The following is a 14,787-nucleotide window of genomic DNA, read 5'->3' as shown; positions in this document are numbered from 1 at the left end:
GCTCAGCCTTCGACCAGCATCAGCGCGTCGAGCGCGACCACTCCTTCACCCTTCGGGTGAACGATCACGGGGTTGAGATCGACCTCGCGGATGCGCGGGTTGCCGGCCATGATCCGCCCCATCTGCACGATCAGCTCGGCCAGCGCGTCCACGTCCAGCGCGGGCGCCCCGCGCCAGCCCTTGAGGATCGCCGCCTGCTTCAGGCTCAGCAGCCCTTCGCGCACCTGCTCCACGCCCAGATCGGGCGTGAACAGCTTGACGTCCTTGAGGATCTCCGCGGTCACCCCGCCGAAGCCGGCGAGTACGACCGAGCCCCATTCGGGATCGTTCTTGGCGCCGACGATCATCTCGGTGCCCATCCTGCCCATCGCCTCGATCAGCACGCCGTCGAGCACGATCGACCGGTCGTATGCGGCGACGTTGCCGTACATCCGCGTGAACGCCTCGCGCACGTCGTCGGCCGACTTGAGGTTGAGGATCACCCCGCCCGCGTCGCTTTTGTGTCCGAGCGCGGCGGCCTGGGCTTTCATGACGACCGGGTAGCCGATCGCCTCGGCGGCGGTGATGGCCTCGTCCGCATCGGCGGCGAAGCGGCTTTCCGGGAAGGCGATGCCGAGCGGCCCCAGCAGCGCCTTGGCGCGATATTCGGGAACCACGCCACTGACGGCGTCCAGCCCGGGCACCGGCAGCGGAGCCTGCGAGCGGTCGGACAGGTCGCGCTTGGCCAGATCCGCCAGCCGGGCGATAGCGCGGTAGGCGCGCTCGGTGCTCGGGAACCACGGAATGCCGACCTTGCGCAGCCCTTCGATGTATTCCTCCGGCACAGTCGCGCCTTCGTCCACTCCGGCGAAGACCAGCGGCTTCGGGAAAGTGCCATCCTCCAGCACCTTGATGATGTGCGGGAACTTGATGCCGCTGGTGATCGGGTCCGACTGGATGATCGAAGCGACCACCGATCCGACGCGGTCGTCTTCCAACAGCGCAGTCAGCACCTTGGTGTAGATCTCCGGCTCCGACAGCCCGAGCGCGGTGATGTCGGTCGGGTTGGAGACCGGCACGAAATCGGGAAGGATCGCGCGCAGGGCCGGGCTGTTGTCGTCGTCGAGGTGGATCAGGTCGAGCCCGATGTCCTCGGCGATGTCGAACGCCAGGCCGCGCAGCGCGCCGCTTTCGCCCAGCACCGCCATGTTTGCGCCGGGCAGCGCCTTGCAGCGCAGGGCGATCTCGGTGATGTCGGCCAGTTCCTCCAGCGTATCGGCGAAGATCACGCCCTCGCGGCCGAGCTTGGCCTTCATCAACTGGTAGTCGCCGGCCATGGCCCCGGTGTGGGTGGCGGCGCTTTCCTGCGCCTTGCTGGACTTGCCGGGGTGCAGCATCACGATCGGCTTGCCGGCCGCGCGGGCGCGGCGGGCGGCAGCGATGAACGCCTTCGGCCGGCGCAGGCTTTCGACGTAGAGCGCGATGACGTGGGTGTCCTCGTCGTCGACCAGCCACTCGACGTAGTCCTCGACCCCGCTCGCCGCTTCGTTGCCGGTGGAGACGGAGGAACTGACGTAGAGCCCGCGCGGGTGCAGCGCTGTGGCCAGGACGGCGGCCAGGGCACCCGATTGGCTGGCGATGCCGACGGCGCGCGTACCCTTCGGCGGAGTGCGCATGTTGGTTTCGACGAACGTCAGCGGCACCCGCTCGATATAGTTGGTGCAGCCGAGGCAGTTCGGCCCTTCGATGACCATGCCGTGCTTCGCGGCGATCTCGCCCAACTCGAGCTGCTCGCGCATGCCTTCCTCGCCGGCCTCGGAGAATCCGGCGGAATAGATCACCACCGCGCCGCAGCCGCGCTCGGCCAGCTTGCGCGTGGTGTCGAGCACGAACTGGCGCGGGATCGCCAGCACAGCGCAGTCGATCCCCTCGGGCAGCGCCGTCACGTCGGGATAGCACTTCAGGCCCGCGATCTCCTCGCGCTTCGGGTTCACCGGGTAGATGTCGCCGGCGAACTCGTACTGCACGAGGTTGTTGAGCAGGGTCGCCCCGAGAGCGCCGGTCCGGTCGGACGCGCCGACGACGGCCACGGACTTGGGCCGCAGCAGCCGGTCGATCTGCTGGTTGGTGAAGCGGCGGGTGGTCATCGAAGCTCTCCTTTGGAGGGCGCCCTAGCGCCCACGATTTCGTTCGTCATCCCGAACTCGTTTCGGGATCCATCGCGCAACACTCACGGAGCGCTCCGTGGAGAGCTGCCCCCGCTGCACGGTGGTGCGACAGACGGACCCGCCGAGCGAGCTGGGACATGGATCCCGAAACGAGTTCGGGATGACGAAGACAGAACTATTCACCTTTGACTGATCAAGAAGTCTGCTCCGCCCTAAGCACCCAAAGGCACCTCGTCATCCCCGCGCAGGCGGGGACCCAGTGCGGAGCCGCTTAGCTCGCTACTGGGTTCCCGCCTTCGCGGGAATGACGAAGTTAGGAGTTCAATCCTTAGCGAGCTTGCTCTTGTCGAACGCACCGAGCCCGGGCTTGAAGGTCTTCTCGTCGAGGAACTGCTTGGTGGCTTCCCGGCGGGTTTCCCAGCCGCCGAAGTCGTTGAGAGCCTCCTGCGCGCGGATCAGGTACTCTTCCGCGTTGTCGTAGGTCATCTCGCGCACGCGGCGGACGGCCCATTTGGTGGCGCGCAGCGCGTGGCTGTCCTTCTTCTTGAGCACGTCGGCCACTTCCTGAACGCGCGCCCGCAGGTGGTCGGCCGGGAGCGATTCGTTGACCAGGCCCTTCTCGGCCGCCTGCTTGCCGGTCAGGTTCTCGCCCATCATCGCGTGGTACATCGCATCGCGGAAGCCCATCAGCTCGGCCGCGACTTTGCTGGCGCCGCCGCCGGGCAGGATCGCCCAGTTGATCTCGCTGAGGCCGAACTGCGCGTCGTCCGAACAGAACGCCAGGTCGCAGGCGAACAGCGGGCCGTAGGCGCCGCCGAAGCACCAGCCGTTGATCATGCCGACGGTCGCCTTCTCGTACCAGCGCAGCCGCTCCCACCAGCCGTAAGCCTCGCGCTGGTGCTGGCGGGTCTTGTGGATGCCTTCCTGCTCGGCCGCACGGAAGTATTCGAGCAGGTCCATGCCCGCCGACCATGCGCTGCCTTCGCCGGTGAGGACGAGCACCTGCACGTCGTCGCGGAACTCCAGCTCGTCCAGCACGCGCTTCATCTGCCGGTTGAGCTTCGGGCTCATGCAGTTGCGCTTGTCGGGGCGGTTGAAATAGACCCAGGCCACGCCGTCCTCGATCTCGTAGCGGACGGTTTCTTCCTCGGGGCGGGGATCGGGTTGGGATGGTTTGGCCATGGAATCACTCCTGATGATCGAGTCGCAGCGCCTGCCGGCGCCGATTGCTATTCGGCATAGCTTTCGCGATTGTTATCTGCAATAGCGATCTGATGAAGGATCCGCTGACCTCCTTCCCGGGCTACTCCCTGCGCCGGGCCGCCAATGCGGCGAGCGCGGAGCTGGCCCAGCGCCTCTCCGTGGTGGGCCTGCGCCAGTCCGACGCTTCGCTGCTGATGCTGGTGGAGGCGAACCCCGGCGTCACCGCCAGCGCGCTCGGCCGCCGGCTCGATATCCAGCGGGCCAACATGGTGCCGATCCTCAAGCGGCTGGAGGATGCCGGGCTGATCACCCGCGCCCCGATCGACGGCAAGAGCCAGGGCTTGGCGCTCACCGAAGCAGGCCGCAGGACACTGACCGAGGCCTTTCAGGTGATCGAGCAGTTCGAGCGCGAGCTGATCGAACGGATCCCCGCCGAACACCGCGCACATCTGCTGCCCGCTCTCGACGCCATCTGGCGCTGACTCCCCTTGCCCCGCCCGCCCGGCGGCTTTAGCCGTTGCGGCCTAACCAGCGGGAGCAGGCGATGAGCGAGCATGTGGTCCATCCGGTGCCGGAAGAATGGGCGAAGAACGCCCTGATCGACGCGGAGACTTACGCCGAGAAGTACCGCCGCTCGGTCGAGGACCCGGACGGATTCTGGCGCGAGGAAGCGCAGCGGATCGACTGGATCAAGCCCTTCACCAAAGTGAACGAGAGTTCGTTCGACGAGGACGATTTCCGGGTCCGCTGGTTCGAGGATGGCACGCTCAACCTCTCGGCCAACTGCCTCGACCGCCACTTGCCGGAGAAGGCGCAGGACGTGGCGATCATCTGGGAGCCGGACGACCCCAACACGCCCAACCGGATCATCACCTACAGCCAGCTCCACGCCGACACCTGCCGCTTCGCCAACGCGCTCAAGGCCAACGGCGTCAAGAAAGGCGACCGGGTCACGATCTACCTGCCGATGGTTCCTGAGGCGGCCGTGGCGATGCTGGCCTGCGCACGCATCGGCGCGGTGCATTCGATCGTGTTCGCCGGCTTCAGCCCGGAAGCGCTGTGCGGCCGCATCCAGGATTGCCAGAGCGACATCGTGCTGACCGCCGACGAAGGCCTGCGCGGGGGCAAGAAAGTGCCGCTCAAGGCCAATGTCGATGCGGCGCTCGAGAAAGTGCCTGTGCGCCGGGTGATCGTGCTGCACCACACCGGAGCCGACGTGCCGATGGTGGAAGGCCGCGACGTCTGGTGGTACGACGAGATCGAAGAGCAGAACGCGCAGTGCGAGCCGGAGGAGATGGGCGCGGAAGACCCGCTGTTCATCCTCTACACCAGCGGATCGACCGGCAAGCCCAAGGGCGTGCTCCACACCACCGGCGGCTATGCCGTGTGGACGGCCATGACCCACGAGTACACGTTCGATTACCGGCCGAACCAGGTCTACTGGTGCGCCGCCGATATCGGCTGGGTCACCGGGCACAGCTACGTCGTCTACGGTCCGCTGGCGAACGGCGCGATCACGCTGATGTTCGAAGGCGTGCCCAACTACCCCGATTTCTCGCGCTTCTGGCAGGTCGTCGACAAATACCAGGTGGAGATCTTCTACGCCGCCCCCACGGCCTTGCGCGCGCTGATGCGCGAAGGCGACGAATGGGTGAAGAAGACCTGCCGCAAGTCGCTGCGGCTGCTCGGCAGCGTCGGAGAGCCGATCAATCCGGAAGCCTGGGAGTGGTATCACAAGGTCGTCGGTGACGGCCGATGCCCGATCGTCGACACCTGGTGGCAGACCGAAACCGGCGGGCATATGATCACCCCGCTGCCGGGCGCGACCGACCTCAAGCCGGGCAGCGCGAGCATGCCTTTCTTCGGCGTGCAGCCGGCTATCGTGGACCCTGCCAGCGGTGAAGTGCTGGAAGGCGCATGCGAGGGCGCGCTGATCATTACGGACAGCTGGCCGGGACAGATGCGCACGGTCTACGGCGACCACGAGCGTTTCTTCCAGACCTACTTCAGTCAGTATCCGGGCAGCTACTTCACCGGTGACGGATGCCGGCGGGACGAGGACGGGTACTACTGGATCACCGGGCGGATCGACGACGTGATCAACGTCTCCGGCCACCGCATGGGCACCGCCGAGATCGAGAGCGCCTTGGTCGAGCACGACAAGGTCGCCGAAGCGGCGGTCGTCGGCATGCCGCACGACATCAAGGGCCAGGGCATCTACGCTTACGTCACCACCACCGCGGGCACTGAGGACACCGAGGAACTGCGCCAGGACCTGATCCAGTGGGTCCGCCGCGAGATCGGCCCGATCGCCACTCCCGATGTGCTGCAGTTCGCGCCTTCGCTGCCCAAGACACGCAGCGGCAAGATCATGCGCCGCATCCTCCGCAAGATCGCCGCGAACGATACCGGCAACCTGGGGGATACCTCGACGCTGGCCGATCCCGACGTCGTCGAGCACCTGCTGGCGAACCGGCCGGGTTGAACCAAAAAGATCCTCCCCCGCAGGGGGAGGGGGACCGCCCGCGAAGCGGGTGGTGGAGGGGTGTCCCCGCCAGCGGTTACACCCCTCCGTCAGCCCTGCGGGCTGCCACCTCCCTTGCAGGGGAGGATCGGATCAGAGCAAGCCCGTCAGCCTCAGCCCGCCGGCGTTGCCGCCGCCTTGGCCTTGCCCATCGCCTCGACCACTTTGGCCCGCAGCGCTGTGTCCGTGCCGACGGCCTGGGCGATCTGGTTGTACTTGACCGGCTCCAGCCCGGACTCCTTCACCGCCGCCGCCATTGCGGCCTGCTTCTGGTCGCCCTGGAGGGAGGCATCGGCCTCGATCGCCTGCAGCTTTACGGTCGCCGTGGCGAAGCTTTCCACTTCGGCATCGGTCACCTCGACCGTTGCTGCGGCCTCGGCGGCCGGGGCCGGGTCTTCGGCTGCCGGAGCCGCCTCCTGCGCCGCGGCTGCCGGAGCAGCCTCTTGCGCCGCGCCGGCGGCATCGGGCGCGCCTTCCGTCTCCGCCGACTGCGCGTGAGCCATCGTCGAGCAGAGCGCGCCGCCGAGAGCCATCACTAGAAAACGCTTCATTTTACGATCCTCTTTAACCCGGGCGGGGATAGAAGAATGCGTTCTCGTGACGAACAATTCGAACGGCATCGTTGGAATTCATATCCCGCCAAGCTTCGCCCCACTGAAGACCTGACAGCGTGAGCCGCAATGCGGAACGCTCTTTCGTCGGACCGTTCGACTCCAAAGGTGAAAAGAACGAAGCGATACCTGCCGGAGCGACTTGCCCCGTGGAAGACACAACTCACCGGCGAAGCGCAGATCTTGTGCGCAATTCGTGCCGCTCCGTCGCGATCGGCAGAATCCGTGTCGCCGTTGTGATCGCGCCCGGCCCGGCCTAGTTTCGCCTCATGCCCAAGCCCTCCCCTCCGACGGAAGACGCCAGCTGGACCTCCGCCGGGCTCGGCCGGCGCGAAGCGCTCAAGGAGTGGCGGGAATGGGCCGCCAGCACGATCGCCCCGATCGAGGTGACGGTGTTCGACGCCGACAGCTTCGCTGCCCGCTGGGTCAGCCACGGCGTCGGCCAGTTGCGCATGCTGCAGCTCCATGCTCCGGCGCAGCGCGTGGTCCACACTGGTAGGGAGGGCAGCAGCGGCCGTGCGGCGCCGTCGATCCAGCTCGTCTATGCCCGCCGCGGTGCGATCAAGACGCTGATGGGCGGCAAGCGCTTCGTCGTCGAGCCCGGGCAGTTCGTGCTGCTCGACAACACGCGCTTCTACCAGATGGAGATGGACACCGAGCACGAGGCGCTCGACCTGATGATGCCGCAAGGCTGGCTGGAGCGGTACCTGCCGGATCCGGAAGCGCTGCTGGCGCGGGCGATCTCCGCCAGCGAAGGCTGGGGCGCGCCGCTCGGCGCGCTGCTGGAGGCGATGATCGCCGGGCTGGACGACGCGCCCCTGCCCCGCCCGCTGATCGCCGAACAGATTGGCAATCTCCTCGGCCTCGCCACCGGCTTCCCCGACACGGGCGAGAACACCCGTCATCGCGGGCAACTCGCGCGGCAGATCCTCCGCCGGATCGAGAGCGACTACGCCGAGCCCGACCTCTCGCCCGAGCGCGTCGCGGAGGATTGCGGCATCTCCAAGCGCTACCTGCAGACCCTGCTCGCCGGCAGCGGCACCAGCTTCGTGCAGGAGCTCAACGCCACCCGGCTCGACCGCGCCAGCGACATGCTGTCGGACAGGCGCGCGGCAGGGTTGTCGGTGGCTGAGATCGCCTTCCGCAACGGCTTCCTCGATGCGGGATACTTCGCCCGGCTGTTCCGCAAGCGTTTCGGCATCACCCCGCGCGAATGGCGCGCGGGGCACGCGCCGCAGTCCTGACCGCGGCGGCGGAGCTCAGTTCAGTTCACTGGGGCGGAGCGGCAGCGGCTCGAGCGGCCGACCAAAGCGGTCGCGCGAGACGAAGAGGTCGGCGTTCTCGCCCGGGATCTTGTAGCCCAGGTGACGGACGACGACGTCTTGCAGCTCCGTATCGAACTGCAGGCCGAAACAGTTCCCCCGCCGCCAAGCTATCCGGCCCGGCACGGTAATGCCGTCAAGGAAGTTCAGCACCAGGCTCTCACCGTCCGCAAGCGTAGTGTCGCTCGAAGCCGCCAGCATGCAACCCTTGGTGGACAGATCGTAGACCTGAAGCTGGTACGATGTTTCGCGCACCTGGCAGATCACCTCGACATCGGTGACAACCCGCTCGACCCTCCGCTCATCCATAGAAATCTCTCCAAAGACAGCGCAACAATACTGATCGGTGCCTAACAATTGCTAAACAGTCCCGACTATCGAGCAGCGTGGAAAACAAGACATTTTCCCCTGCGCATTTGTCCTAGTCGCCGTGCGCGGGAGTCCTTGCCCCTGTGCGGCAACGGGGTAGTCTGCACCTGGATGAAGAGCCCGATCGGAGACGCCAAAGGCGCCCGGGGCTCTTTCGAGAGAGGTTGCCATACACATGCCCGAACAGAAAAGCTTCCCGCTGCCGAGCTCGCTCGAGGTGGTCCCAGGTACCGAAGCCGCACAGGCGGCACACCCGTACTACATCCAGTTCACGCCGGAGGATGACGAGCGGTTCTGGTTCTACAACTCGATGCACTTCCCTGAGCCGATGCACCATTTCGACATGGTCACGGCGGAAGCGGCCTATTGCGCGCTCGGCAGTTTCAATACCCGGGTTCACGTGCTGCCGACGACCAAGGGTATCGACCACCGCGTCATCAACGGCCGCGTCTATATCGGCGGCGTGCCGGTGACCGATCCGGCGGAGATCGAAGCGCGCATGGGCGAGTTCCAGCAGCGCGCGTTCTACTACTACGAGAACTGGGAGCGGCTCTACGACGAGTGGAAGGTCAAGATGAAGGCCCTGATCGCCGACGCGCAGGCGCTGCCGAAGCCTTCTCTCCCTGATCTGGAGCCGATCGAGACCACCCACACCGGCAAGGGCGTTGCCGCCAATCACGCGCTGCTCGACATCTACCAGAAGCAGCTCGAAGGCTACTTCCGGATGTGGCACCATCACTTCGAGTTCCTGCTGCTCGGCTACGGCGCCTACATGACCTTCTTCGATTTCTGCAAGAAGGCCTTCCCGGAGATTTCCGACCAGGCGATCAGCCGAATGGTCGCCGGCATGGAGGCGGAGATCTTCCGCCCAGACGAGGAAGTGAAGCGCCTCGCCCGTCGCGCGGTCGAACTCGGCATCGAGGACAAGTTCTACGACGACATGGTGATCGAGGACGTGCTCGGCGCGCTCGACCAGCTCGGCGAGAAGGGCAAGGCCTGGCTCGACGAGCTCGAGGCCAGCCGAAATCCGTGGTTCAACATCAACGTGGGTGACGGCTTCTACCACTATCACCGGAGCTGGAACGACGATCTGTCGATGCCCTTCGCCGCGCTCCCGGGCTACATCGACAAGGTCAAGAAGGGCGTGAACATCGAGCGCCCGACCGAGCAACTCATCGAGGAGCGCGAACAGCTCGTCAGCGACTATCGCGAGCTGCTCGACACGGAAGAGGACAAGGCCACTTACGACCAGCTCATCGAACTGGCGCACCGGGTGTTTCCTTACGTCGAGGGCCACAAGTTCTACTGCGAGCACTGGTACACCAACCTGTTCTTCAACAAGATCAGGGAGTTCGGCGCGCTGCTGGCCGAGCATGGCTTCTTCGAGAAGGAAGAGGACGTGTTCCACCTCACGCATTACGAGCTCGAAAGCGCGATCATCGACCTGATGCTGTCCTGGTCCAGCGGCACCCCGCCGCGCGGGCCGCAGCACTGGCCGGCGGTGGTCAAGCAGCGCGCGGCGGCCATCGAGGCCTGGGCCGAGCACACCGTGCCGCCTGCGCTCGGCGCGGTACCGGACGTGATCGACGACCCGGCGATTGTCATGCTCTGGGGCATTACCCGCGAGAACCTCGACACCTGGCTGTCCGAAGGTGACGAGGGCAACGAGAACGAGCTGAAGGGCTTCGCTGCCTGTTCCGGCGTGGTCGAAGGCACCGCGCGCGTGGTCAAGTCGGTCAAGGAGATTGGCCGCCTGCAGCAGGGAGACATTCTGGTCTGCCAGGTAACGAACCCGACCTGGTCGCCGATCTTCCAGAAGATCTCCGCCGCGGTCTCCGACATCGGCGGTTCAATGAGCCACATGGCCATCGTCGCTCGCGAATACGGGCTGCCGGCAGTCGTCGGCACCGGATCCGCGACGCAGAAGATCAAGGACGGCCAGCGCATCCGCGTCGACGGCGGCCGCGGGACCGTGACGATCCTCCACGACGAGCCTGTGCTGGAAGAGGTGTGATGGTGAAGCTTGCGACTCAATCCTCCCCGGTAGGGGGAGGGGGACCGCGCGCGCAGCGCGTGGTGGAGGGGGCTCGCGGCCGTGCGCGCACCTCTCCGTGTTGCACCAGGAGGCGGGCCCCCTCCACCATGCTTCGCATGGTCCCCCTCCCCGTCCCGGGGAGGATCTCATGAACCCCGTCGCATGGTTCAAGGATGTCGGCATTCACGACCGCCCCACCGTCGGCGGCAAAGGCGGCAGCCTGGGCGAGCTGACCCAGGCCGGCATCGCCGTGCCGCCCGGGTTCGTGGTCACGACGAGCGCGTTCGAGGAGTTCCTCAAGGCCCTTGAGGATCGTGAGCCGGTGCGCGCCAGGGTCTCCGCGCTCGATCCCGACGACCACGGCGCGGCGACGAAGCTGTCGGAGGAGCTGCGCCGGCGGGTCATCGAAGAACCGATGCCGGCGGAAGTGGAGCGCGCGATCCTCGCGGCCCATGCTGAGCTGACCGACGGGGTCACGCCGGTCGCGGTGCGCTCCTCCGCCACAACCGAGGACGCCGAGGACGCCAGCTTCGCCGGCCTGCAGGACACGTTCCTGTGGGTGCTCACGGGCGAGGACATGGTCGCCCGGGTGCGCGAGTGCTGGGGCAGCCTCTATTCGGTCGAGAGCATGTGCTACCGCCGCAAGCAGGGCCTGCCGGAGGAGGGCGTCGCCATGGCGGTGGTCGTCCAGGCGATGGTCGACGCGCGCTGCGCCGGGGTGATGTTCACCCGCAGCCCGCTGACCGGCGACAAGTCGGTCATCACGATCGAAGGAGCCTGGGGCCTCGGCAGCGCGGTCGTCTCCGGTGAGGTAACGCCCGACAAATGGGTCGTCGGCAAGATCACCGGAGAGATCTCCAGCCGCGAGATCTCCGACAAGCACGCCAAGCAGGTTCCGGCCGAAGGTGGCGGGATCAGGGAAGTTCTGCTCGAAGGGACGGAGCGAACGGCGCCTTGCCTCACGGACGACGAACTGATGGCGCTGCGCGAAGTCGGCCGGAAGGTGGAGCGCCACTACGGCAAGCCGCAGGACATCGAGTGGGCCTTCGACAAGCAGGGCAACCTCCTTCTGCTGCAGAGCCGCCCGGAGACGGTCTGGGCGATGAAGGACGCTGCCGCGCCGATCAAGAAGCCGGAAGACAACCCGCTCAAGCACGTGATGAGTATCTTCGGGGGACGCAAGTGAGCCTCACTGGCGCGGATATCGCCGAGATCGCCAAACTGCTCGACGAAAGCCACTTCACCGACCTCAGACTGGAGATGGGCAGCCTGAAGCTGCGCATCCGCCGCGACGGCGGGCGCTGGTCGCCGGGTTATGATGAGGACGAGGCGGAGGAAGTGCGCAGCGCTGCGCCCGCGCCCTCTTCCGCCAATCAGCCCGAACCGCCGCCGCTGGGCCAGGAAGCCGGCGCCGCCCGGGCGGGCGAGATCGACGTCCCCGCCCCCTTGCTCGGCAACTTCTACTCCGCCCCGCGCCCGGGCGACCCGCCGTTCGTCCAGCCCGGCGACAAAGTGAACGAGGAGACGGTGATCGGCATCATCGAGGTGATGAAGCTGATGAACCCGATCCGCGCGGGCGTTACCGGCACGGTCGTGGCCATTCTCGCGGAGAACGGCACCGCGGTGGAGGACGGCCAGCCGCTGATCCGGGTGAAAGTGGACGGATGAGCGTGAACCACTTCACCGCCAGACATTCTCGTCACCCTGAACTTGTTTCAGGGTCCATCGTGCCGCCGCTCCGCACGGCTGCGGTGGAGGAATGGATGCTGAAACAAGTTCAGCATGACGAAGAGAAGGCGGCTGCCGCTCTCACAACAGTTGAGGACGCCGCCTGATGGCCACCATCCAAATCGTCGAGACCTCGCTTCGCGACGGCAACCAGTGCCTGTGGGGCGCGCTGGGGATCGACACCGCCAAGACCCTGACCATTGCCCCGGTGATGGAACGCGCCGGATACCGCGCGATCGACTTCACCACGTCCACGCACATGGGCGTCGCCGTGCGCTACAAGCAGCAGGATCCGTGGGAACGGATCAGGGGGATGGCCCAGATCTGCCGCGATACGCCGCTGCAGTTCCTCTCCACCGGCTTCCGCTTCATCGCCTGGGAGACCGCCAGCCCGGAGTTCATGGAGCTGGCGTTCCGCACCCTGGCGACCAACGGCATCCGCCGCTTCGCTCTGGCCGACCCGAACAACGACGCCGCGTCCAACGTGGAAGTGGCCAAGCTGGTCAAGCGCGCCGGCGGGGAGCAGGTGATCGGCGCGCTGGTCTACACCATCAGCCCAATCCATGACGACGCGCACTACGCCGCCGCTGCCCGCACGATGGCGGCCAGCCCGGACATCGACGCGTTCTACATCAAGGACCCAGGCGGCCTGCTGACGCCCAAGCGCGCCCAGACCCTCATCCCGGCGATCCTGGCCGAGATCGGCGACAAACCGCTGGAGCTGCACAACCACTGCACCATCGGCCTGGCCGAGCCCGCCTGCCTCGAGGCGGCGGACCTCGGCGTTGCAGCGGTGCAGTGCGCCAGCGGCGGCGCGGCGGATGGCACGAGCAACCCGCCGATCACCCGCATGATCGCCAACCTCAAGGCGATCGGCCACACGGTGGAGATCGACGAGGACGCTGCCCGTACGGTCGCCGAGTACTTCACCGCCCTCGCGGAGGCGGAGGGCCTGCCGATGGGCAGGCCGATGCATTTCGACGCCGCCTACCTGCGCCACCAGCTTCCTGGCGGCATGGTCGGCACGATGCGCCGGCACCTGACGGACCACGGCGTGCCGCATCTCGAAGGCGCGGTGATCGAGGAGATGGGCCGGGTGCGCGAGGAGCTCGGCTGGCCGATCGTCATGACCCCTTTTGCGCAGATGCTGCAGACCCAGGCGATGCTCAACGTCACCGGAAAAGGGCGCTACGCGGTCATCCCCGACGAGATCATCCGCTACGCCATCGGCCGCTTCGGCCGCCCCAACGTGCCGATCGAGGGCGAAGTGCTCGACAAGATCATGGCCAATCCGCGCACCAAGGAACTGCAGGCGGAACCCGGGATGGCCGAGCTTTCGGACCTCCGGAAGCGCATCGGCAGCAACCTCTCGGACGAGGAGTTCCTGCTGCGCGCGACGATGCCGGCCGAGATGATCGACGCCATGAAAGCCGCCGGCCCGGCCCCGCGCGAGTACGATCCCTCGACCGTCGCGGTGATGAACCTCCTGCGCGACATGCTGAAGCGCACGGACCTGACTCAGCTCAGCGTCGAGAAGGAAGACTTCAAACTGGAACTGAGCGCCGGTTGAACCCAGGGCTCCCCACCGCTTCCACCGTCACCCTGAACTCGGTTCAGGGTCCATCTCTCCGCTTGCACGGACCGCGCAGGCTGAGGAATGGATGCTGAAACAAGTTCAGCATGACGGTGAGCGGGAGGTATCGGCAGAAGGACTAGAGAAGCTTTGAATTCCACTCCCCCCAACAAGCCCAAAGGCTTCATGTTCGACCTCGACGGGACGCTGATCCTCAGCAACCGCAAGCTCGGCAGCTATCAGGTGATCCCCGGCGCGGTCGAAGTGCTGCTGGAGCTCGAGCGGCGGCAGATCCCGTTCCTGGCGATGACCAACGGCAGCGCCTATGCGGCCGCTCGCCAGGGGCCGCGCCTGCGTGAGGTGGGCCTGCCGATCGCCGACGAGCACCTGTTCACTCCCAACTCGGTTGCCGCGAAAGTATTCACCGATCGCGGGCACGAGCGGGTGCTGGTCCTCGGCACGCCCGGAGTGGTCGAAGCGCTCGAAGGGCGCGGCGTGCCTTGCTGCCTGCCCGGTGACGAAACGGCATCCCGGGCCGACGCGGTCTATGTCGCCTGGCACCCGGAGTGCTCGATGAACGACATCCACGCCGCCGCCGGCCGGGTGATGGATGGTGCGGCATTCTACACCGCTTCCGACGTGCCCTTCTTCGCCACGCAGGACGGCCCCGCCTTCGGCTATAGCTGCGCGATCAACGGAGCGATCCAGCGCGTCACGGGCCGCGAGCCCGAAGTGACCGGCAAGCCTTCGCAACTGGCGATGGATTTCGTCTCCGCCAAGCTCGGGCTCGACGCCACCGAGATCGCCGTCATCGGCGACGATCCGCTGGTCGAGATGGAGATGGCCGTCGCGGGCGGAGCGATCGGCGTCGGAGTGACCAGCGGTACGACCTCGCGCGAGGAATGGGCGGCGCAGCCCAGCGAACGGCGGCCCCACCTGGTGATCGAAAGCGTCGGCGAACTGCTCGGCGGCGGCTGGCTCTCTTAGAACAGGCGGGCCTTAGCCGAGCAGCGCGGGCAGCGTATCGAAGACCACGAACAGCCCCGCGAGCGCCACGGCAAGCGTGCCGAGCGGCGTGCGGGTCCTCCGCAGCCAGAGCCACATCAGCGCTACCAACGCCCCGACGAAGGCCGCCAGGGCGATCCACAGCACCATGGCCTGCCCGGGGAAGATCAGCGCGCCTCCGTAAGCGACCAGGAAGTGGGCGGACCAGATCGCGAACGCGAGAAGCACCGTGTTCCATGTCCGGTCCTGGTCGATCGGGCCTTCGACCAT

At 66.5% G+C, this 14,787-nt stretch carries 14 protein-coding genes; 9 read left to right on the top strand and 5 right to left on the bottom strand.

The features are described 5' to 3' along the window. Positions 1-2 precede the first annotated feature (2 nt). Entirely contained in the window at positions 3-2,126 is a 2,124-nt protein-coding gene (locus GRI75_RS07090) for an acetate--CoA ligase family protein (RefSeq protein ID WP_160746262.1), read from the bottom strand. Positions 2,127-2,468: 342 nt separating this feature from the next. Continuing rightward, positions 2,469-3,329: a p-hydroxycinnamoyl CoA hydratase/lyase gene (locus tag GRI75_RS07085; RefSeq protein ID WP_160746261.1), complete on the bottom strand. Its 861-nt coding sequence runs from the start codon at positions 3,327-3,329 to the stop codon at positions 2,469-2,471. A 92-nt stretch (positions 3,330-3,421) separates the two neighbouring features. On the opposite strand from GRI75_RS07085, the gene GRI75_RS07080 reads away from it, so the two are divergent. Both GRI75_RS07080 and acs read left to right on the top strand, forming a co-directional pair. Continuing rightward, positions 3,422-3,832: a MarR family winged helix-turn-helix transcriptional regulator gene (locus GRI75_RS07080; RefSeq protein WP_160746260.1), complete on the top strand. Its 411-nt coding sequence runs from the start codon at positions 3,422-3,424 to the stop codon at positions 3,830-3,832. Between the two features lie 62 nt (positions 3,833-3,894). After that, positions 3,895-5,835 (top strand): acetate--CoA ligase, encoded by a 1,941-nt coding sequence (gene acs, locus GRI75_RS07075; RefSeq protein ID WP_160746259.1) that lies wholly within the window; start codon positions 3,895-3,897, stop codon positions 5,833-5,835. Positions 5,836-5,987: 152 nt separating this feature from the next. On the opposite strand, the gene GRI75_RS07070 is transcribed toward acs, so the two are convergent. Next, positions 5,988-6,425, bottom strand: a complete 438-nt coding sequence (locus tag GRI75_RS07070) for a DUF4168 domain-containing protein (protein ID WP_160746258.1) — start codon at positions 6,423-6,425, stop codon at positions 5,988-5,990. 329 nt (positions 6,426-6,754) lie between these two features. Here GRI75_RS07070 and GRI75_RS07065 point away from each other — a divergent pair, with 329 nt between their 5' ends. Then, the gene (locus GRI75_RS07065; RefSeq protein WP_160746257.1) at positions 6,755-7,729 is read left to right on the top strand and encodes an AraC-like ligand-binding domain-containing protein; all 975 of its coding nucleotides are present in this window, start codon (positions 6,755-6,757) and stop codon (positions 7,727-7,729) included. A 15-nt stretch (positions 7,730-7,744) separates the two neighbouring features. On the opposite strand, the gene GRI75_RS07060 is transcribed toward GRI75_RS07065, so the two are convergent. After that, the gene (locus GRI75_RS07060; protein WP_160746256.1) at positions 7,745-8,116 is read right to left on the bottom strand and encodes a PilZ domain-containing protein; all 372 of its coding nucleotides are present in this window, start codon (positions 8,114-8,116) and stop codon (positions 7,745-7,747) included. A 235-nt stretch (positions 8,117-8,351) separates the two neighbouring features. On the opposite strand from GRI75_RS07060, the gene GRI75_RS07055 reads away from it, so the two are divergent. The 6 genes from GRI75_RS07055 (at position 8,352) to GRI75_RS07030 (ending at position 14,499) form a co-directional block, all read left to right on the top strand. After that, positions 8,352-10,190, top strand: a complete 1,839-nt coding sequence (locus GRI75_RS07055) for a PEP-utilizing enzyme (RefSeq protein WP_160746255.1) — start codon at positions 8,352-8,354, stop codon at positions 10,188-10,190. 169 nt (positions 10,191-10,359) lie between these two features. Beyond that, positions 10,360-11,397 carry a PEP/pyruvate-binding domain-containing protein gene (locus GRI75_RS07050; RefSeq protein ID WP_160746254.1) on the top strand — a complete coding sequence of 346 codons (1,038 nt, stop codon included), beginning with the start codon at positions 10,360-10,362 and terminating at the stop codon, positions 11,395-11,397. Then, positions 11,394-11,879, top strand: a complete 486-nt coding sequence (locus GRI75_RS07045; RefSeq protein WP_160746253.1) for an acetyl-CoA carboxylase biotin carboxyl carrier protein — start codon at positions 11,394-11,396, stop codon at positions 11,877-11,879. Before GRI75_RS07050 ends, GRI75_RS07045 begins: the two co-directional genes overlap by 4 nt. Continuing rightward, complete coding sequence (locus GRI75_RS07040) at positions 11,876-12,046, top strand: hypothetical protein (RefSeq protein WP_160746252.1); 171 nt, start codon at positions 11,876-11,878, stop codon at positions 12,044-12,046. The genes GRI75_RS07045 and GRI75_RS07040 overlap by 4 nt, the downstream gene beginning before the upstream one ends. Then, a complete protein-coding gene (locus tag GRI75_RS07035; protein WP_160746251.1) occupies positions 12,046-13,509 on the top strand; it encodes a biotin carboxyl carrier protein in 1,464 nt (487 codons plus the stop codon). The genes GRI75_RS07040 and GRI75_RS07035 overlap by 1 nt, the downstream gene beginning before the upstream one ends. A 153-nt stretch (positions 13,510-13,662) precedes the next feature. Continuing rightward, the gene (locus GRI75_RS07030; protein ID WP_160746250.1) at positions 13,663-14,499 is read left to right on the top strand and encodes an HAD-IIA family hydrolase; all 837 of its coding nucleotides are present in this window, start codon (positions 13,663-13,665) and stop codon (positions 14,497-14,499) included. A gap of 12 nt (positions 14,500-14,511) precedes the next feature. Here the strand turns inward: GRI75_RS07030 and GRI75_RS07025 are convergent, their stop codons facing one another. Next, positions 14,512-14,787 (bottom strand): hypothetical protein, encoded by a 276-nt coding sequence (locus GRI75_RS07025; RefSeq protein WP_160746249.1) that lies wholly within the window; start codon positions 14,785-14,787, stop codon positions 14,512-14,514.

This window comes from Croceibacterium soli (assembly GCF_009828065.1).
Lineage (GTDB): Bacteria > Pseudomonadota > Alphaproteobacteria > Sphingomonadales > Sphingomonadaceae > Croceibacterium_B > Croceibacterium_B soli.
This window is presented reverse-complemented; position numbering and strand designations above follow the sequence as displayed.